Origin of the sequence: Bradyrhizobium sp. MOS002 (assembly GCF_003020115.1) — a bacterium.
GTDB lineage: Bacteria > Pseudomonadota > Alphaproteobacteria > Rhizobiales > Xanthobacteraceae > Bradyrhizobium.
On sequence record NZ_PYFX01000005.1, the window covers coordinates 389,531 to 412,920 of the forward strand.

22 protein-coding genes are annotated in these 23,390 nt (G+C 60.3%); 11 read left to right on the forward strand and 11 right to left on the reverse strand.

Annotation, left to right across the window (positions count from 1 at the left end; all coding sequences use genetic code 11):
• Nucleotides 1-18 precede the first annotated feature (18 nt).
• The 3 genes from C7G41_RS19085 to C7G41_RS19095 form a co-directional block, all read right to left on the reverse strand.
• Entirely contained in the window at nucleotides 19-1,110 is a 1,092-nt protein-coding gene (locus C7G41_RS19085) for a hypothetical protein (RefSeq protein WP_106943998.1), read from the reverse strand.
• Nucleotides 1,111-1,236: 126 nt separating this feature from the next.
• Nucleotides 1,237-1,878 (reverse strand): recombinase family protein, encoded by a 642-nt coding sequence (locus C7G41_RS19090; RefSeq protein WP_106943999.1) that lies wholly within the window; start codon nucleotides 1,876-1,878, stop codon nucleotides 1,237-1,239.
• Between the two features lie 485 nt (nucleotides 1,879-2,363).
• Complete coding sequence (locus tag C7G41_RS19095) at nucleotides 2,364-3,116, reverse strand: ParB/RepB/Spo0J family partition protein (protein WP_158268018.1); 753 nt, start codon at nucleotides 3,114-3,116, stop codon at nucleotides 2,364-2,366.
• Nucleotides 3,117-3,421: 305 nt separating this feature from the next.
• Here C7G41_RS19095 and C7G41_RS19100 point away from each other — a divergent pair, with 305 nt between their 5' ends.
• From C7G41_RS19100 to C7G41_RS19120, 5 genes are all read left to right on the forward strand, one after another.
• Nucleotides 3,422-4,009 (forward strand): GIY-YIG nuclease family protein, encoded by a 588-nt coding sequence (locus tag C7G41_RS19100; RefSeq protein ID WP_106944077.1) that lies wholly within the window; start codon nucleotides 3,422-3,424, stop codon nucleotides 4,007-4,009.
• 80 nt (nucleotides 4,010-4,089) lie between these two features.
• Entirely contained in the window at nucleotides 4,090-4,494 is a 405-nt protein-coding gene (locus C7G41_RS19105; RefSeq protein WP_106944001.1) for a very short patch repair endonuclease, read from the forward strand.
• A gap of 15 nt (nucleotides 4,495-4,509) precedes the next feature.
• On the forward strand, nucleotides 4,510-5,724 hold the full coding sequence (locus C7G41_RS19110; RefSeq protein WP_106944002.1) for a DNA cytosine methyltransferase: 1,215 nt from the start codon (nucleotides 4,510-4,512) through the stop codon (nucleotides 5,722-5,724).
• The gene (locus C7G41_RS19115) at nucleotides 5,721-6,368 is read left to right on the forward strand and encodes an Eco29kI family restriction endonuclease (RefSeq protein ID WP_106944003.1); all 648 of its coding nucleotides are present in this window, start codon (nucleotides 5,721-5,723) and stop codon (nucleotides 6,366-6,368) included. The genes C7G41_RS19110 and C7G41_RS19115 overlap by 4 nt, the downstream gene beginning before the upstream one ends.
• A gap of 225 nt (nucleotides 6,369-6,593) precedes the next feature.
• Nucleotides 6,594-8,252 carry a tyrosine-type recombinase/integrase gene (locus C7G41_RS19120; protein WP_245446578.1) on the forward strand — a complete coding sequence of 553 codons (1,659 nt, stop codon included), beginning with the start codon at nucleotides 6,594-6,596 and terminating at the stop codon, nucleotides 8,250-8,252.
• Between the two features lie 127 nt (nucleotides 8,253-8,379).
• On the opposite strand, the gene C7G41_RS19125 is transcribed toward C7G41_RS19120, so the two are convergent.
• Nucleotides 8,380-8,619, reverse strand: coding sequence for a hypothetical protein (locus C7G41_RS19125; protein WP_106944005.1), 240 nt, complete (start codon nucleotides 8,617-8,619; stop codon nucleotides 8,380-8,382).
• A 214-nt stretch (nucleotides 8,620-8,833) separates the two neighbouring features.
• On the opposite strand from C7G41_RS19125, the gene C7G41_RS19130 reads away from it, so the two are divergent.
• Nucleotides 8,834-9,601 (forward strand): Crp/Fnr family transcriptional regulator, encoded by a 768-nt coding sequence (locus C7G41_RS19130; RefSeq protein WP_106944006.1) that lies wholly within the window; start codon nucleotides 8,834-8,836, stop codon nucleotides 9,599-9,601.
• Between the two features lie 144 nt (nucleotides 9,602-9,745).
• Here the strand turns inward: C7G41_RS19130 and C7G41_RS19135 are convergent, their stop codons facing one another.
• Nucleotides 9,746-10,171 carry a hypothetical protein gene (locus C7G41_RS19135; RefSeq protein ID WP_106944007.1) on the reverse strand — a complete coding sequence of 142 codons (426 nt, stop codon included), beginning with the start codon at nucleotides 10,169-10,171 and terminating at the stop codon, nucleotides 9,746-9,748.
• 117 nt (nucleotides 10,172-10,288) lie between these two features.
• On the opposite strand from C7G41_RS19135, the gene C7G41_RS19140 reads away from it, so the two are divergent.
• Nucleotides 10,289-10,531: a helix-turn-helix domain-containing protein gene (locus C7G41_RS19140; protein ID WP_106944008.1), complete on the forward strand. Its 243-nt coding sequence runs from the start codon at nucleotides 10,289-10,291 to the stop codon at nucleotides 10,529-10,531.
• Nucleotides 10,532-11,092: 561 nt separating this feature from the next.
• On the opposite strand, the gene C7G41_RS19145 is transcribed toward C7G41_RS19140, so the two are convergent.
• From C7G41_RS19145 to C7G41_RS19170, 6 genes are all read right to left on the reverse strand, one after another.
• Nucleotides 11,093-12,373: a hypothetical protein gene (locus tag C7G41_RS19145; RefSeq protein WP_106944009.1), complete on the reverse strand. Its 1,281-nt coding sequence runs from the start codon at nucleotides 12,371-12,373 to the stop codon at nucleotides 11,093-11,095.
• A gap of 140 nt (nucleotides 12,374-12,513) precedes the next feature.
• The gene (locus C7G41_RS19150) at nucleotides 12,514-13,044 is read right to left on the reverse strand and encodes a hypothetical protein (RefSeq protein ID WP_245446580.1); all 531 of its coding nucleotides are present in this window, start codon (nucleotides 13,042-13,044) and stop codon (nucleotides 12,514-12,516) included.
• 208 nt (nucleotides 13,045-13,252) lie between these two features.
• Nucleotides 13,253-14,008: a hypothetical protein gene (locus tag C7G41_RS19155; RefSeq protein WP_106944010.1), complete on the reverse strand. Its 756-nt coding sequence runs from the start codon at nucleotides 14,006-14,008 to the stop codon at nucleotides 13,253-13,255.
• Between the two features lie 156 nt (nucleotides 14,009-14,164).
• Nucleotides 14,165-14,857 carry a recombinase family protein gene (locus C7G41_RS19160; RefSeq protein WP_106944011.1) on the reverse strand — a complete coding sequence of 231 codons (693 nt, stop codon included), beginning with the start codon at nucleotides 14,855-14,857 and terminating at the stop codon, nucleotides 14,165-14,167.
• Between the two features lie 344 nt (nucleotides 14,858-15,201).
• A complete protein-coding gene (locus C7G41_RS19165; protein WP_106944012.1) occupies nucleotides 15,202-16,398 on the reverse strand; it encodes a DUF3644 domain-containing protein in 1,197 nt (398 codons plus the stop codon).
• Between the two features lie 1,169 nt (nucleotides 16,399-17,567).
• Entirely contained in the window at nucleotides 17,568-18,053 is a 486-nt protein-coding gene (locus tag C7G41_RS19170; protein WP_106944013.1) for a lysozyme inhibitor LprI family protein, read from the reverse strand.
• A gap of 684 nt (nucleotides 18,054-18,737) precedes the next feature.
• Between C7G41_RS19170 and C7G41_RS19180 the strand changes: the two genes are divergently transcribed.
• From C7G41_RS19180 to lptC, 4 genes are all read left to right on the forward strand, one after another.
• Nucleotides 18,738-20,261: a hypothetical protein gene (locus C7G41_RS19180; protein WP_106944014.1), complete on the forward strand. Its 1,524-nt coding sequence runs from the start codon at nucleotides 18,738-18,740 to the stop codon at nucleotides 20,259-20,261.
• Nucleotides 20,258-21,778 (forward strand): 4-amino-4-deoxy-L-arabinose transferase, encoded by a 1,521-nt coding sequence (locus C7G41_RS19185; protein WP_106944015.1) that lies wholly within the window; start codon nucleotides 20,258-20,260, stop codon nucleotides 21,776-21,778. The genes C7G41_RS19180 and C7G41_RS19185 overlap by 4 nt, the downstream gene beginning before the upstream one ends.
• Nucleotides 21,779-21,897: 119 nt before the next feature.
• On the forward strand, nucleotides 21,898-22,512 hold the full coding sequence (locus tag C7G41_RS19190) for a ribonuclease D (RefSeq protein ID WP_007598566.1): 615 nt from the start codon (nucleotides 21,898-21,900) through the stop codon (nucleotides 22,510-22,512).
• Between the two features lie 144 nt (nucleotides 22,513-22,656).
• Entirely contained in the window at nucleotides 22,657-23,385 is a 729-nt protein-coding gene (lptC, locus tag C7G41_RS19195; protein WP_106944016.1) for an LPS export ABC transporter periplasmic protein LptC, read from the forward strand.
• Nucleotides 23,386-23,390: the final 5 nt, after the last annotated feature.

Below are 23,390 nucleotides of genomic sequence, written 5' to 3' on the forward strand. Positions count from 1 at the left end.
GCCAGAGCGGCACTTGCGTCAATGGAGGCCGAGAAGGCGTTGCAGGTTGGGTAGCGTAGCGGTGTTGTACACCCAAGCAATGAGCCCAAGAATGGTTGCTGCAGAGAGGGCGGAGGCCAGGGATGGCGCGACCTTCGACAGAAACCCCCGTGCCAGTTCCGTATCAAGGTAGATTTTAGTGGATGTAAGCCATCGGTGAAGATAGGCGATGCCGCTCACCAACAAGAAGGTGACGCCAAGGACAACAAAGCGCGAGATCAAGGGCAAGTCCGGAAGTAGTGCGATTGCGGCCAACAGAACGATGTTGTTGGCATTCAATCCATGGCGCTGCACTGCTACGAAGGCGGGATTGGTGTAACGGCGAAACAGGTCCTCCAGCTCCGAAAAGCTGCCACTCACCCAAATCGCGTTGTCCGACTGGACGAAAAAGGTGCTGTCGATCTTGTCTGTGAGGTTCACGATCATGACGCTCGTGATGGGCTGCCGACCGTCGTTGAGGCTCAGGTTGATGTTCGTAATGAACTGGGGAAGGTCGCTTCTCGCGAAGAAGTCCTTCGAGAATTGACGTATCTGTCGACCATCCACCATCGCCGCCACCACCACGTCATTAGGCCCTCCAACGAGTGCCTTCATCTTGGTGACAATGATCTCCAGCTCGGAACGGTAGATCGAAAGGTTAGGAAGGCGTCCCTCTCGCGCCACGATCTCGATCGGCTTGATTGCTTGCACCTCTGGCGGTGTTGCTGCCGGGGGTTCTGGTGACGCGGCGGACTGCCCTGCGTCCCAGCGTCCAAGCCTGATCGGTCCAGCATGGCCATTCGAGGTGGACCAACGGCCAGTCAACGAGTTCGAGCTAATGGTGTCGAAGATGATCTTGCCTGTCCCGAGTTCCTGGTCTTCATCTTGCCTTGTTGGCTGCTGCTTGAGTTCCGCTTGAACGATCCCGTTCTCGGTCTTGATGTGTCCCGTCAGTTTGGTGATCTGCCCAGCCACGTTGACCGTGGCGTCGATCTGTTTGCTTCCTGCGTCATCGAGCACGACTACGTAGACGTTGCCGATGTCCGTGCCTCGCAGGTCGCCAACCCACTGGCCAACCAATTCATCCGTCATTCGGTGCCCCCGATTGTGCAACCATACCTCTGCCTCCGGGTGGGGGCTATCCGAGGGAGTTCGGGATGCACCGAAAAACACTGATTGTGCCGGAAGAACGCGATCATAGTGACCGTTACAGCCGGCTCAGGTCCGGGCCCAGCTTGCCAATGCCCCCTCGGCTCCGGCCGGGTCTTCCTTGATGCGGTAGATCGTCTGTCGGCTCAATCCTGTCGCTGCGGCGATCTGCCCGACGCCTGCCGACTGCTCCAACATGTTGCGGACCACTTCGAGCTGATCCTTGTCGAAGGTTGGCTTCCGCCCTCGATACTTCATCTCGCCCGCCGTTGCCTTGGCGAGTGCGATGCCCCCGCGCTGCGCTTCTTTGATGGCTTCGGCATTGGCCTGTGCGGTGGCAGCCATGAACGCAATGAGCGCGTCTCGGACGGCTTGCTGCATCGGGTCCTTGGTTGCGCCGTCGAAGGTGAGCCCGTTGATCACCGTGCGGATCACAACGCCGCGCCGCATGAACTCCCTGATGGCGTCGCAAACGTCACCGTAGTTGCGCCCGAGGCGGTCGATCCAGCGCACGACGAGAGTGTCTCCGCTGCGGAGAATGTCGAAAAGGCGCTTGCCCTCAGGACGTTCTGCGAGGCGAGTGCTGACCCCCGAGACGCCATGGTCCGCGACGACGCGGTCGATCTTGAAGCCCGCCGCCTCCGCTCCGATCCGCTGATGCTCGACGGTCTGGTCGGTGGTGGAAACTCGCGCGTAGAAGATCGTAGCCATGGATCGCCTCTGTTGTCCGCTAGGGTGTCGTCCGTTGCCTCTCATGTCCGTTGACCGAAGTCAACCCTAGCGGACACATTTTTAGGTGCTCTGGAATTGTCCGCACGGGCATACCCATGCGGACACCAACGTGCCCCTTCTATCTGCTGAAACGAGCGCGGGCGTCGCCCATTCGAGCGACCCGTCCAGTTCCTTCCAGCACGGGTGAGCGTCAAGTCGAGCCCGGCACGGGGGAACTGGGCCACAGAAAGCCGCTCGATGTGGCCTTCACAGTTTTCTGCTAAAAATCCGGGGCTTTCGAGCGTGCTGTTCTGAAGACCGCAACCGGACGCCAGGGTCGGAACGCAGCCCGAACCACCTCCCAATCGACGGCTCCGGCTCCCCGAGACCAGGGGTCCGCACCCAAAAACGCTGCGCTGCAAAGGGGATGGCGTGTAGATTGTTCAATGGAGTGTTCAATCTGAACAGAACTCACGCTAACTCCTTCAGAAGTCAGTGTTTTCTTGTTCTTGCTCAAGGGCGCTCCATGGGCCTGTCTGTTCCATCTTCGCCAGCACCGCTCGTGCATGGACGAGCAGTCGTGACCGGTCCTCTGGCCGCATTGATCGCGCTTCGTTGAGGGCCGTATCCAGGCTTTCCTTTGCGTGTTCCAGAGGCGTTTGACCGTATCCCCAATGAGGGCCGTTGTTGTTCTTGCAGTTAGCTGGGTCGGGGCCATCGCCCATAGCTCGGTAGATTGCGGGGTAGTGTACGCGCATCCAGTTTCTAATGGTCGTGTGTGCCACTGAGTTCTCAAGGTCCTCTGCAATCTCGCGATACGACTTGTAGCCTCGGCGTTTCCTGTGAAGGTTAGAGCTGATGTAGGCACGGAAGACGTTCAGTAACTCCGATTTTTTGAGGGGAAGCCCGTGCATTAGGTTCGCTCGCGCCGCCGCCCATTGCGCTTCGTCCTCGGTTGCCTCGAAGACTTCGGCTTCGACCGTCGCAGCGCCGATGCCCTTCAAGGCTTGCAGCCTGTGCCAGCCATCTACAAGCAGAAGAGTGCCTCCGACGTTCGCGACCGTGATCGGGGGCATTTGGCCACCGGAGCGGAAGATGGTCACGTACCGGCTCACCGTCGCCTGATCTAACTTGGTGCGCACCTGCCAGTGCTTACGCGCCAGGATGTCCCGGATCGCCAGGGTGCGAACTCGATTTGCCTGCGGAGACGCGACAGGCTCGCGAATGATGATGTTCATGTCGTTCTGTTCTCGCATGTTCGGGGATGCAGAGCCCCACCCAGAGACCCCGTCCCGAACGGCGGCCTGTGAGAGCAGCCAACGAAGACCTCTGAGGGGGGACCCACCAGCCCACCCGTGGCACTAATAGTGGTGCGACGAGGCGTTCTAGGGGGAGAAGTGCAACCTAATCGGAGACGTCAACATCTTGTGGGTCAGCATCCGGCGTGATGGCGATTGCGACTTGCTGCCGGGTACTCCAGGTTGCCCGGGGCGCGTCGTCATTCGGTAAATGTCAGAGCGCCAGTGACAGGGGGAATACCGCGATGTCGATTTCGGGGGCGTACTACGTGTACATGTTGAAGGACCCGCGAACGTCACCGGCCAAGCCGTTCTACGTCGGCAAGGGCGTTGGCACCCGTGCCTGGGACCATCTGCTGTATCCAGATGACACGCTCAAAGGGAGGCGCGTCGCGGAGATCAAGGGGGCCGATCAAGATGTCTTGGTGACGTTGATCAGCGAGGATTTGTCAGAGACGCAGGCGCTTCGGATCGAAGCGGAGCTGATTGCGGCGCTCGGAACGGAAGCCTCTGGCGGGCTGCTAACCAATTCTGTTCTGCCTTCGGGGCGGAACGGAAAGAGCAGGCCAAACCTTACGGTGCCAATGGGAGCGCCTGAAAAGGCTCAGCTTGGACTGACGCTCCTCAAGGGTGCAGTTCTGGAACTTGCTCAAGCAAACTCCAAGGGGATCACCAATTCCGAAGCATGCCACGCGCTGGGTTTGCACAGTAACTACGGGGGAGGAAGCAAGGACTATCTGAGCTGGAGCGTACTCGGCTTGCTGATGCAGGAGGGCCGACTGAAGCGAATGGACAAGCTCGGCAAGGGCCGCCACGTCGCTCAGGTCCGTTGAGCTGGGTACAGCAGTCCACAAGGCTTTGCAGCCCGATGGTGCTCCTGTATCCTCGTAGGGTGATTTGCGGTTGGTGAGGCATGGACACACTGACACCGGCAGGGCGCAGCGAGCGCATGTCGCGCGTCAAGAACAAGAATACCGCCGTGGAGTGGCGCGTCAGGCGGCTCATTCACGGGCTCGGGTATCGCTACCGGCTTCATCGGACGAACTTGCCAGGTAAGCCCGATTTGGTCTTCGCGTCGCGCCGGAAGGTGATCTTCGTGCATGGTTGTTTTTGGCACATGCATTCGGCCTGCAAGCTGGCCCGGATGCCGAAGTCTCGGCTGGAGTTCTGGCAACCCAAGCTGGAGAGGAACCGGGAGAGAGACCGGCAAGTGCAGTGTGATTTGAAGAAGTTGAATTGGGAGGCGATGGTGATCTGGGAGTGCGAACTTCGTGACGAAGAAAAGCTCGCCGGACGTATCCATGCCTTCCTTGCTTGAGGGGTGGGGGGAAGCATGCTCAAGGCGGTTGAACTGTTCGCTGGCGCAGGCGGGCTCGGAATGGGCATCGCGTTGGCGGGGTTCGAGGCGCTGGCCGTGGTGGAATGGGACCGCTGGGCTTGCGACACGATTAGGGAGAACGGTCAACGCGGCTACCCCCTTGTGAAGGGTTGGCCGCTCTTCGCTGGCGATGTGCGGTCATTTGATCTCGGCACTCTCCCGGTCGGCATTGATCTGGTTGCTGGCGGACCTCCCTGTCAGCCGTTCTCAATGGGCGGCAAGCATCGCGCACACGATGACGATCGGGACATGTTCCCCACGATGGTGGATGTTGTTCGGAGACTGCAGCCCCGAGCGTTCATAGTCGAGAATGTGAAGGGCCTGACCCGGCCCACATTCGCCAATTATTTTCAGTACATCCTTCTTCAGTTCGAGTTCCCCGAGGTCGCCCGGAAGCGCGACGAAGAGTGGGCCGATCACCTGAAGCGCCTGCAGCGACAGAAGACCTCGGGCCGGCGGACCGGACTGAGCTACAACGTCGTTGCGACGCTCGCGAACGCCGCGAACTTCGGAGTGCCCCAGCGACGAGAGCGCGTGTTCATCGTCGGATTTCGCGAGGACCAAGATGTCAAATGGTCCTTTCCCAAAGAAACGCACTCGGCTGATGCGCTGATGGTCGATCAATGGGTGACCCAGGACTACTGGGAGCGTCATCGCATTGGCCGCAAAGCCCGGCCCCCCATGCCGCCGTCGCTTGCTGGACGGATCGAGGAGCAGCGACAGCTAAACCTACGCGCCAATGTGGTACGCGCTCCTTGGGTCACCGTGCGCGATGCCATTCAGGGCTTGCCCGACCCGGAGCGTCTTCGAGGAGAAGCGCGCTACCACAACCATCGCTACCAGTCGGGAGCACGCTCGTATCCCGGTCACACAGGCAGCCCTCTCGATTTGCCTGCGAAAACTCTGAAGTCCGGCGTTCACGGTGTGCCGGGCGGCGAGAACATGATGGTAAGGGACGACGGGACGGTGCGCTACTTCACCGCCCGAGAGGCCGCACGACTGCAAACGTTTCCCGATGGTTACGTGTTTCATGGTGCGTGGAGCGAGATCATGCGGCAACTGGGTAACGCGGTCCCAGTGGCTCTGGCTCGAATAGTGGCCGCTAGCGTCGCTGAAAAGCTGTTGCAGGCCGACATGCTCAGACAGGTCAGAGCGGCGGGCCGGGCGTGAGCGAGTTCACCCCTTACAATCCACTGGACAAGCGAAATCTCGCCGCAAGCGTCGCGGAGGCGCTTTTAGAGCGCAAGCCTCGTCCACTCGGCGATGTTCCGAGGTTCGATGGGGCTGGCATCTACGCGATCTACTATTTCGGCGATTTCCTAGCCTACGCAGCGATTGCCGCCGCCAATTCAAAGGGTGAGTTGACGGTGCCGATCTACATCGGGAAGGCCGATCCTGCTGGCGGCCGGAAGGGGGGTGGCGGGCTGGACAGCGAGCCTGGCGAAGCACTCTGCAAAAGGGTGCGCGAACATGCGAGGAGCGTCCGAGGCGTAGACAACTTGAACATCGAGCACTTCGCCTGTCGCTTGTTGGTAGTTGAAGAACAGTGGATCGGGCTCGCGGAGGCGCTGCTTATCGCCAAGTTCTCGCCTGTCTGGAACACGCTGGTTGACGGGTTTGGCAACCATCCGCCGGGCAAGGGGCGACATGCTGGCATGAAGCCGCGTTGGGACGTGCTGCACCCCGGGCGGCCGGGCTTCGACCAGTTACAGCCGAGGGCCGAAAACGCCCAGCAGATCGCAGACGAGGTGGAGGCGTACCTGCGTTCGGTCGTCCCTCCGACACCTCCAAAACTGCTCGCCGGAGACGATTGAACTCCCCAGTCTTCGTACCACAACCGCCATTGCGGGTCGGACACACGACTGGTACACAACCGCTCATTGACGGCGAGAAATCCCAAGCGATTTCAACGATCAACCTGTGTCCAGGTCCAATCCTTTCCTGGGCACCATACTTTTCTGCATGCCAAACAAATCCAGATAGATAAGCCCGATCAGAGTGTTGCGTTGGCCCCGACTGTGTAACAATGGGGTGTAACATTGCTGTTCAGGGTTGTTCGGCCGATGCGCCGGGACGGGTCTCAAAACAAGTGGTTCGCTCAGCGCATCCCCGCTGATGTCCGCCGCAAAGTAATCGGTGTCGAACTCGCAATCCCGCTGGGCGATAGCTTCGTTTTCGTGACGCCCAGCGAGAGCACCCAAGCCATTCGTTTCTCCCTCCGCACTGCCGATCCCAGTGAGGCCAAGACGCTTAACGCCATTGCGGCGGCCTATCTGGAGGGCGTCTGGCAAGCTCTCCGCAATGATGCCCCCGTGCATCTGAGCCACCGACAGGCGACGGCCTTGGCGGGCGAACTCTATCGCGTTTGGGCGGACAGCGAGAGCCGCGCCCGGAGTGTCGCCATGGTGCACACGCCCGGAGTTGGCTGGGCGCCGGATACCGACAGCCAGGACGAGCAGGAAGTGCAATGGGCGGCCGTTGTCGCGATGTGGGAGAAGGTCGGCAAGGATGGCGACCCCAAGCACTTGGAGAAGCCGCTTGGCCCTATTGTGGACCGCCTCTTGCTGACCAAGGGCATTCGCCGCGTGGACAGCGAATCGCGCGCCATGTTGCTTGTCGCTTTTTGGATGGCTCTGCGAGACGCCTTCATGAGCCGTCAGCGCAATGCGGGAGGGGATTATTCGTCGGACCCCAAGGCCGCCCGCTTCCCGGACTGGCAGCCGCCTGAAGGTGCGCCAAAAGAGAAGCTGAAGCGCGGAACCCCCAAGCATTCCCTCACCGGGCTGGTCGAGGACTGGTGGAAGGAAGCCAAGCGGGCCGGTCGCAAGCAGAGCACCTATGAAAGCTATCGCAACTCGATGGCGCGACTGGTGACATTCCTGAAGCACGACACGGCGAGCCGGGTGACGCCCGAGGACATCGTTCGCTTCAAGGACTACCGCGTGCAGAGCGGCGTGAGCCCCAAGACCGTGAAGGACAGTGACCTTGCGGGGATGAAGACCGTGTTTGGCTGGGCCGTGGTCAATCGCCGGCTGTCCAGCAATCCGGCCGAAGGGATCACCATCAAGGTCGGCAAGTCGCGCAAGCTCAGGCCAAAAGGGTTCTATGATTCCGAGGCTATTGCAATCCTGAAGCATGCCCGCGAGTTCGTGCCCGGCCGGGAAGCCCCTAAGCTGGCAGCGGCCAAGCGGTGGGTGCCGTGGCTATGCGCCTTCACGGGCGCCCGCGTGGGCGAGATGATCCAGCTTCGCAAGGAGGACGTTCGGCGCGAGGGGAAGCTCTGGGTGCTGCATGTGACGCCCGAGGCCGGGCCGGTGAAAACGGACGAAGCGCGTGATGTCGTGCTCCATCGGCAAGTCATCGAGGAAGGCTTCTTGGCGTTCTTTGAGAAGGTGAAGGGCGGCTATCTGTTCATTGACCCCAAGGCCGGCGAGTTAGGCGTGCGCAACGCGGTGAAGACGGCGCGTAACAAGGTCAATGAGTTCGTGCGTGAGGTGGTGAAGGACAAGAACGTTGATCCAAGCCACGGCTGGCGCCATCGCTTCAAGACTGTGGGCATTGATCAGGGCGTCGAGATGCGCGTTCTGGATGCCATTCAGGGGCATGCTCCGCGTAATGTCTCGGAGGGCTATGGGGACGTCACCATTAAGGCAAAGGCGAACGCCATCGCAAAGTTCCCGTCCATCGATGTCTCATAAGTCATCGCTGTCTGACAAGCCATAAGGGCCTGCGAACACGAGTGGGACCGCAACCCCGCCCCAAATCGGAAATTCGGACCGACGCCACTTCATAAGAAGGAGTGCGGAGACTGCCAGCGAGGACGCCTCAATGCGCGGCAACGTGTTCAATCTCGAAGCGAAGCACTACGCGGAGAATAGAGCGCAAGTCGTCTCGGACTTCAATCATCAAGATACGGACCACCGAACCCGGTAACACGTCCTTGGCGAAATCTGCCATGGCTTCGGACGCCGCAATCTTGACCTGTTCAAAGGTGGCGATTTCCACCCCCTCAACGTCAGGGATGAAGTCGTCATTGTCGCGGGTATCGAAGTAGTAGCGGGCCATGACAGAACCTCCGGGCAGCGGAGGCAACCAATGTCGTTACGACCAAGTTCCTAAATCCGCTCGGGGAAAGGCGATGAACCTTCCAGCGGTGTTTTACGTTGAAACTAGTGCCGCTTTCTGCGTTGATACCACATCACCGGCCGAGGCTTAGCCCGTAGGCGCCGGTGGCAGAGAGACCCGTTGCGCTCCCGCCTGCAAAGGAAGGGAGCGGTCGATGCCGCACCAAGTGCTAATTGCGCGTTTGCTGGCCGGTGCCGGCTTGACCGAGCAGGATCAGGCGAGGCTCCGAAGCATGCCTCATACGAGTCGGACGTTCAAAAACCGGGATATCGTCCTTCGGCAAGGGGACACGCCTGTTCAATGCGCCGTGGTGATGAGCGGCTGCCTGATACGTCAAAGGGTTGTGCGCGAGCGCAACCAGATATCGTCCTTCTACCTTCCCGGCGATATGCCTGATCTTCACACCTTGCATCTGCCTGTTATGGATCACGAGCTTTGCAGCGTGGGCACCTCCACCCTGGCATTCATACCGCATTCGCACCTCCGGCCGATGCTCATCGACTTTCCGGGCCTAACCAATGCCTTGTGGCGCGAGACTCTTGTCCATGCAGCGATCCACCGCGAATGGGTCGAAAATCTCGGCTCGAGGAGAGCACTTCCGAGAGTCGCCCATCTTTTATGCGAGCTTGCCACCCGTCTCGAGGTGGTGGGTTTACTGGAAGATGGCAGCTTTCGTCTCCCGTTCACGCAACAGGACTTCGCTGAGGCCTGTGGTCTCTCGACCGTTCACATCAATCGGACAATCCAAGAGTTGAGGCGGATGAACCTCATTGAATGGCGGGGCCACACGGTGTCGCTGCTTCGACGAAAGGAGCTCGAAACGGTGGCCGACTTCAGCCCGGATTATCTCCATGCGTTTAAAGTCGCAGGTCCATTACACGGGCGCTCGAAAGGCATCTCCGACCAGTCAGCCATGGCGTAGGCGATAGGCACGTCGGTTTCGGTTTTATCCGTTGACGCGGCGCTTGCCCCGATTGTCCCGCAAACTGATCTTCTCTCGTCTGCATGGCCCGGGTCCACAGGCGATCTCCCGAGACGTCCCGCCTTGCGCAACCAGACAATTTAGCTAGCGAGTGTTCGCATATTCGGTTGCTGCCGCCTTGCAAGCCGCCATCTTTGAGCAAGCTAGCACAGCGCCATCACGCAGGGCACTCTCATATGATTCGTCTTTGTGGTTCGCGTGAAGATAGGCCCCGAGCAGGGCGGCGGCAGCTAAGATCACAACATAACGAATTCGCTCAACGAATCGCTGCACTCGCGGGTCCTTCTTGAGGCGCTCCCCCGCGTAGATGAATAGGGCGATGGCGCTGACGCCCGCGAGGGATATCCGAGGCGTCTCCGGGACACCCAGCGCTGTCATCCCCTCGTATTCGGCCCAGACGCTCAGCGCGACAAAGCCCCATAGCGTCGCACCGATGCTAAGGATGTCAAATAGGTCCCTGATGGGCTCGGACTCGCGGGTGCGAGATGCGGCGGCTTCTGTGTTGGCCATACTGCATTCCCTCCTGAAAGGCGGTCGCAATAGTAGACGATAGTCATCACGTCTCAACGGAAAAATGGGACTCATAGTCCGTAGACCGGGAGTCATCATGACGGCCTTCTCCCACGGATGGACGACGAGACAGGCATCGTTGACGTGGTGGCGGCGGCCGTGCGGAAGGCTCGTAAGGGACTGGGGCTGTCCCAAGAGGATTTGGCCCTAGAGGCGGGGCTTGATCGGACCTACGTCAGTCAGGTGGAGCGGGGCACCCGTAACTGCACCATCATCGTCCTGGCCCGCCTGGCTCGTGCCTTGAAGACGACCCCTGACCGGTTGCTTGTCCCCCACAAGAGGACCCGGGGTCAGGCCTGAATCTCGTCCGGTGACAGGCAGGTCACTTTTAGCACCGGACCTCAGGTTAGTCCGAACAGGACCGTTGATTTAGCTCAATGACCGCTGTCGTCCTCTTGCCAAGCCTTTGGCATGAGTGAGCCTGAGCCCGAGAAACGTTCGACGCCCAAGCCGACGCGCATGGAGGAGGCTCGACGCATCATCGAGGAGTATATCGATGACCTCCGCGCGATCATCAGGAAGCTGCGTCAGGGGTTAAACTGAGACCGCCTTGGTCCGCGCACATGGTTCGGCCCTATGGAGGAGACCAAACGGTTAGTCTTAGGGGCTGTCCTTTGAGGGGGCCATGTAGGAGGGGTGGTGGTCACTCACCCGAGCTTGGAGGTGACCCTTCAGGGTTGGTGAAGGGTGACCCTTAGAGGCCGCACTAGGGGTGACAATGGAGGAGGGGTGGTATCACTCCCCCAACTTGAAGGCAGCCCTTACAGGCCCCCTGAGACGGACCCTCTAAGCTCTAACCCTCCGAGTTTCCCCCCCATAGCTTCCTCCTCCATTAGCGGAGGCATAAGGGTTAATTTTGCTCTAAGTATCTGGTATCGCGGGCAAAAAATCTATGGAGACAATCGCGCAGGAAGATCCCGTAGCCGTGGTGAAAGCAGCCTGCATCGCGTCCTCCGCAACGTAGGCCTTCGATTCCGCGACCAGCACCGCGTCATGGAGCGGAAGAGCGGTGACCCCAATGCTCGCGAGATGCGTGATGATCCCGATCAGCATGTCGCTTTCGATGCGCATCAACTGAAAGCCCAGCCCGGTGCCGAACAAATGAGCGATAGACGCATGGCGCGCGGCTAACATCTTGATTGCGTGCCGGAGCTTCGTGCCCGAGGGAAAGTGCTGAAGCGTGTCCTCCGGCCAGTTCCGCAACGGACCGTCCGAAAACAACATCGCGTTCATCAGCCGTTTCCAGCCATCACGCCCGGAGCCGTCACCGGCTACATCATATATGTCACCTTCCGGCTGCGGCTGTCCCGCCCTTACGTATGCGAGGCGCGGAAAGAGCTGCCTGTAATCGACATCGGCAATTCGCTCGCCATTAATCCGAATGCGCTCAAACCGCTCGGCTCGTTCCATGCCCATCCAGAAACCGCCAGCGAGCCTGCCTCCGTGCTGCCAATTGTCGTTATTGAAGATACGCCGAAGAGAGCGGCGATAGGGCGCGATGACTTGGCCATCCCTCCCTAAAGAAAGGCCGGTGTTTTGACCGGTCACCTCGATATCCGCGCTGCGCAAAAACTCATTGATGCGCCGCATCTGCACCGCAAGCTGGCGGGTCTTGGCTGTCTCCGCGAAGGCAATCGTGGCCGCTCGCCCGTCATCGTCCTTGCCTTCCTTCAATATGATCAGAGCGCGGGCGTCGATTTGCTCAACGCTTCGCCACTCGGGTGGTGCCAGCGGAAGATGCTGAGCGAGCGTTGCGCTTGGTCGAATGAGCGACGGCACCCGCATTCTAGCGGACAGCTTATATCCCCTTTGCTCCTCTGTGATCAGGCCAAGCGATGCGAGCCCATCTAATGCGGATAGGAAGTGTTGGCCGTATACCGGGTCGGCGCCACCATCGCCCCGCCAAAGAAAGCCGTGCGACCGGGGCACCGCGAGTTTGGGGCCGGACTCGATCGCGCTGAGTAGGATTAGGTTGCAGGCCAGCGCTTCGACGGCGAGGCCGAACTTCTCCATGTCCGCCTCTTTTCGCGCTCGCTTCCTCGGCCCGGTATTGGCCTCGTGCAGCAACAGCGCATCGCGCAAACGTTGAACCGCACCGGAAAGCTCGGTCGTCTTGGCCCGGAGCAGTGGATCGAACCACATTATGTTGGGTCTTTTCGTCATGGGGGCGTGAGGCGCGTGTTGAAAATGACCTCCCCGAACCCTCGACATGCACGCACTGCTTCATTCCGATCAGATAGCTCGTGCGAATGCTGCGCCTTGCGATTTCCTCCGGGCATGTATCAGCTCGCCGCGCGGGGCCGCCCGTAGCGCTGCCGATGGGCCAGGACGCCCGCGACATGCTTCTCCACGACCAGTTCAAGGCTTGGGGGCTCCAACATTCGGCCCATCTCCCGCAAGACACGCCCGGTGCTCTTTGGATAGACGTGCATTTCCGTCCGCCGCTTTCGGCCCTGATGATCTTCGACCTCCCAGATACGGTGTGTTCCTGAGGCCAGTCTCTGAATAGCCTTTGCGATCTGAACGGTCCGAAACTCCCTCGTCCGGGGGGCCGTCGTGTCGGTCCTAGTCAGGGCAGAGACAGCGAGGACGATGGAGACGATGCGCTGCGGAGGCACGCCTTCAACGCGGAGCCGCGCCAGTCCGATCTTGGCTCGCTTCGTGGCGGACATCCCTTTGAGACGCGTCGCGAGCTCCACCGGGCCGGCATCCTCTAGGGCCCGCCCCATGTCCGCAATCGCGGCGGCGATGAACTTATCGTTGGCTGCCCGAAGGCCTACGTACGCGGTTGCTGCCGTGATGAATGGCCGCAACTCGGATGCCTTGAAGCTCGGCCGCCAATAGGACCCATGACGCTGCCGGTGCTCAACGTGGCGCCTACAGTGGTGAGGGGCGAGGCCTTGACGGGCTGCCTTCATGGTCTGACGCCCGCAGCCGGGAATAGCGCATTTGGCTGATGCTGCGAGCGGCCCCAACCGGATGTTCTCCTTCAGGGCCGCCCGCCGTTTCGCCCGCTTGCCGCTAGGCTGCAGCACTGGACGCACCTTGGCTTTGCACCCGGTACTTCTCATGCACCGAATCTGCCAGTTGGAGCGCGACTCGCAAGAGCATCTCGTAATCCACCAACGTCAGGTCGGTCGATGGCAGTACGGAATCGTCCTGAAGCTGGGAGCCGTATTGCCTCTCCAATTCTCGCCTGAAGATGCCTAGCGCGAACTGAATGATATCCTCGCGGCCCTTGGAGACATCTCGCGTTTTTTGGCCGCGCTTGCGGATAAGGTTCTTGCCCACCCAGTAGAGCCGGATGCGGCGGCAATCATGGTGAGCATTGTCATAGTGCTTCGTATCCCCCCAGATCGGCGTGTTGGCAATCATGCGATGCAGATTGATGTTCTGCCGCTTGTTGGAGCCTGCGAAGGCTGCGTAAAACCACTCGCCCATATTCGAGCGGTCTAGGACGATGCGCCCGCCCGACAACTCCAGCAACAGCAACACAACGAAATACCAAGGGTCAAAGTGACGAGGATTCTCTGCCTTCGAATCCTCGATAAGGACTGATACTGTCGGCGACTCGATGCCATCTACGCCGTGCGCATATGCTGCCTCGAGAAGGGTGCTGGATGGAAAACGGGCGGCGAGCAGGGGAGTGACATCGGGCAAGGTTTCTCGGTTGCCTTGCACAAATGCCTCCTCTTGATCGAGATAGGTCAGACAAACGCTAAGAGCTTCCGCAATTCGTTCGTCGTGCTTGTCCGGTGCTACGTGTTGGTTGGTCATTTCCTCATTCCACAAGTCATGATGCGGCGTTCCTCTCATGAGAATACGCCCCGCTTCATGTAGGAATTCGCGGCCTAGTTTGCGAGAATTCGCCCATGGAAAACTCCAAATCGAGCACGAAAATTATTCGAGAGGCAGACTCGTTTTCGTTCGCGACTATGGCCTCCTTGCGAGCCGTGCTTCGATCAGCGTGACCTGTGGTGCTGACCACTTGGCTCCACCCCTTGCCGTGGGGATGCTGTGCTCGGTCAGTGTTCGTGCAATCTCGGTGGGTGACGTGATGCCCTTAGACCGGAGCTTCATCAGCAATGGGGCGATGTCCGCTGCTCGTCTGTCAGCAAGCCGGGATTGCTCCTCTCTTCCTCTCGCCTGTGCGTCACTGGACAGGCTCCCCCCTCGGTGTCCCCCAAGCCGTTGCCCCCGTGCCTTCGCTGCCGCAAGGGCTGCCTTCGTGCGTGCAGAGATCAGCCCTGCCTCTAGCTCCGCCACTGCGGCCATCTGTTGAAGCATGAAGCGCCCGGTGGGCCCCTCAATAGCCGGGAGGTCAGCGAAGCGCACGTCAACCCCTGCATCTAGCAACCGCTCCAAGAAGCCCACCGAGCGTGTCAGGCGGTCAACCTTTGCGACCACAAGGGTTGCCCGGTGCAGTCGTGCTGAGGTGAGCGCCTCGTCTAGGGCCGGCCTATTGTTGCGCTTACCGCTCTCCACCTCGGTGAACTCAGCGATGATGCTGGTGGGCCCATCACCTACTGCCTTCGCCACGGCGGCTCTCTGTGCATCGAGACCCAAGCCGGAGCGGCCCTGCTTCGGGGTCGATACGCGATAATAGGCTACGAACTTGCGCTTCACGGTTTTTTTCCCTCTCAATGGTGGCCCGCGAAAAACTTAGTCAACGAGCGTTGTCACCATATTTTTCGGAGGAATCGTCCCGCAAGAGGGGGCGCATGAGTCAAATGGACTCAGGCGATTCGGGAGGGATGGCGCGCGGTTTTGCAGGCGGGGAGCGTGATGCTGGCCGCACGAGGCGCAGAACCGTCGGACCGTGGACACAGGGCTGAACGATACTTCAGAAATTGAAGGGGACCATGGGGGGGAAAGTTCGCAGCCGTCGCCACGAGGTCAAGTCTTAAATTTGGGACCCCAAACCGAAAGCGACCGGGGACCGAACGGCCAACGGATCGGGGCCGTGATCATCATACGTAGCGGTCTTTGTGCTCTTGGCAATGAGCCCTAACGCGGGTGAGCCAAGAGTCAAACCAAACCCATGTATTGGGGTAATCACCCGTTCTTCCAAATCCCTTTGCGGGATTCTTGGCGTCTAACTCCTGCCAAAGAACCGTATGGGCGTGCTGTCCAAATTTCTGAAAACCTTCGTCGCGCATCATTTTGACGATCTGCGACGCGGTAAAGCGGCGCTTGTCCACTTCTTTAAGCAGCACGCTATTGATCTTTCGGCCCTCTGCGGAGTCAGGCCTAACGAATTCGACTGCCACATCAGCTTTAGATGCACGATTGCCTGTCTTCGGGATGAAGGCAACGCGATATGCAAATCGCGGGTCAGCCTGCTGTTCTTCCGTTAGGGTCTGATGAAACGCATCCATCATGGTCTCAATGTGCTGGGGCAGATCGCTCGCCTTCTTGAGGATTGAGCGCTGGTCGGCACTGAAGGTGACAAATTGGAGTGCTATAGGTAGCCGCCGCTCTAATCCAAATTGAGCTCCAAACAGCGATTTCATAGATTCGTTAAAGTTGATGCAGCAAGCCTGAAGCTTCGCGCTGACGGCGTCGTCTATTCGGTTGGTGGATCGATGTTCGATCTCGTGACGAAGCGATAGCAGAAACTCTAGATTAGCAATCGCTCCCTTGGGCACGGGACATCGCGCGTGACGCAGACACTTCCCCAGCTCCCAATAGCAATCTTCTCCCTGCTTGGTCTTCTTTACCGTGCCGTCCGCCTCAATATAGCGATAGTCAATTCTCTCCCGGCGAAACCACGCATGCAAAAGATAGGTCCATGCAATGATGCTGGTTACGATGAAGAGCTCGGCGCGAAAAGTAAGCCCGGCGCTGTTGAAGATATGAACCGCAGCAATCATCGCCTCGCGAGCTTTGATCAGCAACTCGTCGCCTCTCAAACTCAATCCCGTCTGCGGGTCGATGTCAGGCCATGTCGCTATAAATTCCTCTAGCTCCGCCTCGCTCGCTGCTTTTACCAGCTTGTGCTTTTTCTCCGTTCTGATCTCGCCAATTGCGCGATGGTTGATCGAACGCGTCGGGCGGGTGAAGTATGCCAGTATGTCTTGATCGTTCGAGCCGGCTTTTACGAGCATCGCCTTAATCAAAGCGACTTCCCACCTCTCCAGCCGATTGCCCCGCTTGCGGATGGCCATATCTTCCCCCCAGCTTCAGTAAGCAGATTCGCGACGGCCAGCCAGTATACGTTCGCCGTAGGATTGTAGTCTTCCGGAAGACACCGGGGTCTTACTAGAGGCGGCACGAGCTAAAGCGCGAGCGAACCCCTGTGATGACTAGGTAGCGTCAAGGGCGACTGAGCGGTGGCTAAGCTAAAGTCGCCGGTAGCGCTGGAAACCGCCTTCGCGGCCTACACTCTGGATGGGATTTTTGGGCGAAGGTGCGGGGAGGGTTTACGGCGCGGGTAATTGCAGGCGAATGTCCGCCACCTCACTCAAATGGGGAGCCGCGCGGATCAGTATTTCGCTTGGGCTCGATAGATTGGCTGGCAGTCTATCTATCCGCATGCATTGGGGAAAAGCGGGATGGCCACAGGAATCCGGCCAGCCGGCGTGGACTCTCGGAACACGAGGCACCACCATGCTCCTGCGAGTCGGCTAGCTGATTCGTATGTGGCGGCAGGGCCAATCTCTCTGCCAAGGTTGATGTGGCCCCGCCCCACTGGCGATCCAAGTGCCTCGAACAGGAGCTACTGGACCATTCAAACGGCTCGTTGGGAGAAATCTCTTCGGGCCGTTTGTTTTTCGAATCGAGATTCATCCGCATCCCGCGAGTTGCAGCGTATGCAACAACGCAGAAGCCTACAATACGGTTTGTATCGCAACCGCATCAACCATCGAATGATCGTTGGACAACTTTGGAAAAAGTTCTTTCCAAGTCGAGACCCAACCGGAGGGATCATCGAGTGCAATACAGCACTGTGTAACAAGCCAATCGAGGGCTTGAAAAATATTAGCAAAATCAATAGGGTGTAAGCTAGGCCAGCGAATCCTTTCCTGGGCACCACCTCCTACTCAAGCGATTGAAATCGCTTTTGCAGGGAATTTGAGCTGCTGACCGGTACACAAAACCGAGGCACGGCGCTCGTGGCGTACCGAATGGCCTACATCGCTCGTCGGGTCGGGCCGGATCGCAGGCGATCTGGAGGCGGCTGGCTTCAGTCGCTCAGGCAAGCGCTACGCGCCGACAGCCGTTGCCCGGATGCTAGGTGAGCTATGAACGACGTCCACCGCGCTCGCGGCCGAAGCCGTCGTCGCGATGTGGGAAAAGGTCGGTAAAGCTGATGACCCCAAGCGCCTAAGAGGTCTCAGTGCTCGTTGACCGCAGCGCCGAGCTTGATCAGGCTCAGCGAGCGGTTCGCGGTCTCGCGCAGGCGGCAGTAGCTCGCGTCGCCCGGGTACATGCCGGGCTCGACTTTGTCGAAGACCGCGCAGAAGCGATCACGCGACGCGGCGAAAGTTTTCTGCGAGTCATTGACCGCTTGGATCACGTCGGCGAACCCGCCGGCCTGAACCTTCTTTAGCGCCTCACTGGTTTTCTGCGTCCAAATGGCGAGTTCGCGCGCCGCGCAGGCTTTCCATTTGGCGACGTCGTCATTCGCGCCCTTTGCCGCTTTGATGCAGGGGTCGGCGACGAGCCCGACGCACGCGCCGCCGAAACCGCCGGTTTTCTCCGCGGTCTTCAGGCAGGTATCGATCACTGCAAGGTCGGCTGGCGCGGTGCCTTCGGCGAAAGCCATCGATGCGAGCGGGAGGCTTGCGGCGAGCATCGCGGCGGCAAGTTTGAGCTTCATTGGAGGTCTCCGTTCGGCGTATCGAAAATCTGGAACACAATACCACTGCGAGCGCGCGAAGCTCAGCGAGACGGTAGACCGGCGGGTGCGGCGGAAGGGCCGGACGGCGAGCGGGAAGGGAAAACGAGGGGGTATGCGGCTTCGGCTACGCCCTCTTCAGTCAATGCCTTTGAATGCGCCTTGACCTGACTTACGAGATTTTCGACCAATAGGTGATACATGCAACTTTGGTGATCGAAGGCCCAGCGTTGGTTCACCTGAATGTGGAATAAGAGCTACGCTAACGAATAATGACGGCGGGACGTTTAAGGCACGCACGGGCTCTGCCTCAGCGGTGACGGTGAGGATCACTTGCCGTCCGTCTGGACCGCCAGTCTGGCTTCGAGCCGATCGAACACGTCTGAGCCTGGCCTAGTCCGGCCTGCGTCGGCGAGTCCGCGTGCAATCAAAGCGTCCAAGGAGGCCAGCCTAGCCTCTCTGGGCGCTGAAATTTCCAAGTCTAACCAGCTGCTTGGAGGCCTCGGAAGCCCGCCTTCGAGCCAAATTTCATTCCGCCAATCCCCCTGATTGCACCGTCCGAATTTACCCCACTTTAGACAACTTGGCCCTAAGTCAGCGGGCAGGCTCGCATCCGGCCGTCGGCGAGCGCGGAGCCATCGGGCTCGCTTTGTCGTGAGGGAAGCGGTGGATCAGCACCAGGTCTGGCACGAGCCGGCATTCGACAGGGTTGCGAACGCGATCAGCCCGTTCTTCCTGAGATCGGGAATCTACCTGTTCCTGATCTCGTTCATCTGCCTGTTCTACGTTTTGAACGCGCCGCTTTTGCTCGGTCATTACGATCTGGGCTGGCATCTGGCAGCCGGAGATCTCATCCGGGAACGCAACGCCATCCCGCTCCACGATCCCTGGTCGTTCACCCACGGCGACAAGCCATGGCTCAATCTGTCCTGGCTCTGGGACGTGCTTGCCAGTGCGACGTTTCAATACGCAGGCTTCGGCGGCCTCGTCCTGTCGACGGTGGCCTGTGGTGCAGCGATCGTCGGCATCCTGACTGCGATCTCTCTCGGCTACGGCGCGTCGGCGATCGCGGTTTGCGTTTCGGTCTTCTTGGCCTGCCTGCTCTATCCCGCTTACGAAGCTTCGCCGAACATGTATCTCGCGGTCTCGCCGAATACATGCACGATGTTGTTTAGCGTCGTCTTCTATCGCGAATGCCTGCGACGAACCCGATGGTTCGTGCTTCCCGTGTTGATGGCGCTCTGGGCCAATCTGCACGGCGGCTTTCTGCTCGGCTTTTTCGTGATTGGCGTCTTCTGCGGCGCCGCCGTGCTCAGAGGCGCCTGGGCCGAGCTCAGGATTCTTGCTCTCGCGGGGATCGCGTGCCTTGCCGCGACCTTTGTCAATCCGCTCGGTTGGAATATCTATGCCGGTGCCGCCGCGACGATGGGGCACTTCGTCCAGGGCAATATCGGCGAATGGCTGTCCTACTATCACAACATGGAAATGCCGGGCAGCATTCCCGGCATCCTGTATATGCTGGCCTTTGTCGCGCTCGAGCTTCGCTACAGAAACTCCAGACCCATCCCGCTCGAGCCGAGATTGATGTCCTGGCTGTTCCTGATCCTGGGGCTGTATCAGTTCAGGTACATCGCTTTCTTCTTCATCTTCTCGACCGCGCCGATGGCGCTTCACCTCAGCCGCTTGCTGCCTCGGCGCCTCACCGCTCTCGACGTGCGCGGACCGTTGCTGGCCGCGGGCCTCGTCGGTCTGTGCACCCTGCCGATGGCCTATTTGCGCGTTGCGCCGGCGCTCGCGCTTCCGCCGATGCTGTCGAGCGAAGATGCGGGCTATCTGCAAAAGCATCTTGAAGGCAAGCGGGTCCTGAACAATTGGAATGTCGGCGGCTACCTGATTTTCGGGACGCACGGCACCGTCCCCCTGTTCGTCGACGGCCGCGCCGCGACCGCCTATCCCGACGATTTGCTACGCGACTATTTCAAGCTGGTGAGCTGGGAGATCGACGAAGCCGCGTGGGACATGGTGCTCGACAAATACCGGATCGACGCCGTGCTGTGGGTCAAGGCGCACGAACAGCTGCGTCAGTTTCTGGTGGAGCGGCGAGGCTGGCGCGAGCAATACACCGGCGCTTACGAGACCGTTTACGTCAGGCCCCAATCCGGTTTGGCCGGCGAAGCCAAAAGACAATGACGACCAGCGCCGCAGCCCTGCCCGCCATCGCACCCGCCGGCAAAGCCGAAAGCTTTGCGACGCGGTACGGCGCCTTGTGCGCATTGCTGCTGCTGGCTGCGGCAGTCCGGCTGCCGCTCGCCTTCTGGCCGAACATCGTTCACGTCGACGAGCTGTATCAATATCTGGAGCCGGCCTGGCGCCTGCTTGGCCACCACGGGGTCGTCACCTGGGAATGGCGCGACGGCATCCGGAGCTGGTTTCTGCCGACCTTGTTCGCAGGGCCGGTCGCTCTCGGAGACTGGCTTGCGCCGGGCGGGTGGGGCGCCTTCGTCGTGCCTCGCCTTGTGGTCGGGCTCGCCTCGCTGTCGATCGTCGTGACGGCCTGGCATTTCGGCGAACGCATCTCCAGGTCGCATGCCGTCGTCGCGGCCTTCGCCGCCGCGGTCTGGTTCGAGCTGGTCTACTACGCGCCCCACACGTTGAGCGAACCGCTGGCGACGGCCGCGATCCTGCCGGCGGCCTATCTGCTGACGGGCGAACTGGCGCGAAACCGGCTCTTCACTGCAGGCGCACTGCTTGCTCTCGGCTGTGTCTGGCGCTTTCAATATGTGCCGGCTTGCGCGGTGTTTGCGTTGGCGGCGTGCTGGCGCGACGTGCGAAACGCGATCGCCCTTGTCGCGGGCGGATGCGTTGTCCTGGTGCTGTCCGGCGCCCTCGACCTGGCCCACGGCTCAGCGCCGTTTGCGTGGCTCGTCCAGAATATTCAGCAAAACCTCCTGCATGACCGCGCATCGGAATTCGGTGACGCGCCGGCGGCCGCTTACGTTCTCCAGGCTTCAATTCTGTGGTCGGGCACGACGCTGCTGATGCTGCTGGCGCTCTGGCGCGGCTGGCGACATGCCCCCCTGCTGATCGTCGCGGCCGTCGTGAACGTCGCGTTTCACAGCATGATCGTGCACAAGGAATACCGTTTCATTTTCCTGTCGATCGTCCTGCTGATCATCGCTGCGGCACTTGGCTCCGCCGATTGGGTCCGGATGATGCGCCGGCGAAGCGCGTGGCGCTCCCGGGCACTTGCCGTCGTATGTGGCGGCTGGCTGCTGCTCTCGCTCGGTCTGTCGGGCGCAACGCTCATCATGCGTGACAACTGGATGCGCGGCATCGGCGTCGCCCAGTTGATGGCGGAGCTCGAGGCCGATCCCGAAGCCTGCGGTCTGGCCCTGTACGCGATCAACTATCCCTTTGTGCCCGGACGTGGGCAGCTCGCGGCCCGCAAGCCGATCTATTCCTTTTATCGGGACGACCCCCTAGCCAAGGGACGACTTCCGGCTCTGGTGAAGACGCACCAGGCCGCGTTCAACCGCATCATCGGCCCGGCGAGCCTGGCCAGCGAATTGCCGGCGGATTTCTCGCGACGAAGTTGCGCGATGATGAGCGATGACAAGCCGGCCTGCGTCTTCGCGCGGCGCGGCGCTTGTGATGCGCCCTTAAGCCCCTTCGGCGTCAACGACGTGCTCATGCGCCTGAATTACTAGCCGCGCCCGATGCTTGCGCCGGCGGCTGCCAGCGGATACATCGCGGCCGGCCCTCGCCAGCGTCTGTCCCGGGGATTAGCCTGCCAAGGCGCACCGATTCGATTGAGGTTTGAAACGCCATGACCGTACGCCTGCACCGCGGCGACCTGCCCGATCTGTCCCGCTACACCGGAGCGGTGGCGATCGACACCGAGACCATGGGCCTGAACCCGCATCGCGACCGCCTCTGCGTGGTGCAGCTCTCGCCCGGCGACGGCAGCGCGGACGTGGTGCAGATCCCCAAGGGGCATACCGACGCGCCGAACCTGAAGGCCCTGCTGGCCAATCCCGCGAACACGAAAATCTTCCACTTTGCGCGGTTCGACGTCGCGGTGCTGTACCAGACGTTTGGTGTCATGACCGGGCCGATCTACTGCACCAAGATCGCCTCCCGTCTGATCCGCACCTATACCGACCGCCATGGCCTCAAGGACCTCGTGCGCGAGGTGCTCAATGTCGATCTCTCCAAGCAGCAGCAATCGAGCGATTGGGGTTCCGACAGCCTGACCGAGCCGCAGCTCGCCTACGCCGCCTCCGACGTGCTGCATCTGCACGGCTTGCGCGAGCGGCTCGATGCCATGCTGGCGCGGGAAGGCCGCACCGCGCTGGCCAAAGCCTGTTTCGACTTCCTGCCGACCCGCGCTTTGCTCGATCTCCAGGGCTGGGCCGAAGAGGACATTTTCGCGCATTCCTAGCGGTTCGCTGGACGGGCGGGTGGGGCGGTCGCCCCGTTTCAGACACTTTCGTAACGGCCTGTCGCAGGCTGCATATTCTGGCGTTGCCGGCTACAATGGGGCGCCCGCCAACCGGACAAGGCGAGCGACACCTCAGGAGCCCAGGTGAATTCGGCCCATAATGTCACCTACGACGCCGCGCTTGCGGCGAAGTTCGCCAGCGCGGCGCGCCACAGCCGCCTGGTGCGGATTCTGCGCATCGCGGTGCCGGCGACAGTGGCTGCGGCAATGGGTCTGCTCGTCCTCATCTCGACCATCTTCAACCCATTCCAGATCCCCGTGAAGCTCGACTCCGGAAATCTCGTGGTGACAGGCACCAAGATCACGATGGAATCGCCGCATATGTCCGGCTTCACCCCGGACCAGCGGCCCTATGAGCTCTGGGCCAAGACCGCGACCCAGGACATCACCGATCCCGATCATGTCGATCTTCATGATCTGCGCGCGAAAGTTCTGATGGAAGACCAATCGACTCTGTTCCTCGATGCCCGCACCGGAAGGTTCGACAACAAGCAGCAGCAGCTCGACCTGCACAAGGACATCTTCCTGCGCACCTCGACCGGCTACGAGGCGCGGCTGAATTCGGCCTTCGTCGACATGGGCAAGGGCACGGTCTCCTCGGATGAGCATGTCGACGTCAAGCTGACCAACGGAACGCTGACCGCCGATCGGCTGCGGATCACGGAGGGCGGCGATGTCATCCGCTTCGAAGGCAATGTGGTGATGCACCTCGACAAGCTGGACGACCCTGCCGCCGCTCAGCCTGCGCCATCCGAGCCTGCGCCGGCGGCGAAGACACGTACGCCCCAGAACAAGTCCGCCAATTCAAAGTGATTTTC

Excerpts from the sequence above, each read along its gene's own strand:
- C7G41_RS19085 (WP_106943998.1), bottom strand. The coding sequence starts at position 1,110 with ATGACGGATGAATTGGTTGGCCAGTGGGTTGGCGACCTGCGAGGCACG.
- C7G41_RS19090 (WP_106943999.1), bottom strand. The coding sequence starts at position 1,878 with ATGGCTACGATCTTCTACGCGCGAGTTTCCACCACCGACCAGACCGTC.
- C7G41_RS19095 (WP_158268018.1), bottom strand. The coding sequence starts at position 3,116 with ATGAACATCATCATTCGCGAGCCTGTCGCGTCTCCGCAGGCAAATCGA.
- C7G41_RS19100 (WP_106944077.1), top strand. The coding sequence starts at position 3,422 with ATGTCGATTTCGGGGGCGTACTACGTGTACATGTTGAAGGACCCGCGA.
- C7G41_RS19105 (WP_106944001.1), top strand. The coding sequence starts at position 4,090 with ATGGACACACTGACACCGGCAGGGCGCAGCGAGCGCATGTCGCGCGTC.
- C7G41_RS19110 (WP_106944002.1), top strand. The coding sequence starts at position 4,510 with ATGCTCAAGGCGGTTGAACTGTTCGCTGGCGCAGGCGGGCTCGGAATG.
- C7G41_RS19125 (WP_106944005.1), bottom strand. The coding sequence starts at position 8,619 with ATGGCCCGCTACTACTTCGATACCCGCGACAATGACGACTTCATCCCT.
- C7G41_RS19130 (WP_106944006.1), top strand. The coding sequence starts at position 8,834 with ATGCCGCACCAAGTGCTAATTGCGCGTTTGCTGGCCGGTGCCGGCTTG.
- C7G41_RS19135 (WP_106944007.1), bottom strand. The coding sequence starts at position 10,171 with ATGGCCAACACAGAAGCCGCCGCATCTCGCACCCGCGAGTCCGAGCCC.
- C7G41_RS19140 (WP_106944008.1), top strand. The coding sequence starts at position 10,289 with ATGGACGACGAGACAGGCATCGTTGACGTGGTGGCGGCGGCCGTGCGG.
- C7G41_RS19145 (WP_106944009.1), bottom strand. The coding sequence starts at position 12,373 with ATGTGGTTCGATCCACTGCTCCGGGCCAAGACGACCGAGCTTTCCGGT.
- C7G41_RS19155 (WP_106944010.1), bottom strand. The coding sequence starts at position 14,008 with ATGACCAACCAACACGTAGCACCGGACAAGCACGACGAACGAATTGCG.
- C7G41_RS19165 (WP_106944012.1), bottom strand. The coding sequence starts at position 16,398 with ATGGCCATCCGCAAGCGGGGCAATCGGCTGGAGAGGTGGGAAGTCGCT.
- C7G41_RS19170 (WP_106944013.1), bottom strand. The coding sequence starts at position 18,053 with ATGAAGCTCAAACTTGCCGCCGCGATGCTCGCCGCAAGCCTCCCGCTC.
- C7G41_RS19185 (WP_106944015.1), top strand. The coding sequence starts at position 20,258 with ATGACGACCAGCGCCGCAGCCCTGCCCGCCATCGCACCCGCCGGCAAA.
- C7G41_RS19190 (WP_007598566.1), top strand. The coding sequence starts at position 21,898 with ATGACCGTACGCCTGCACCGCGGCGACCTGCCCGATCTGTCCCGCTAC.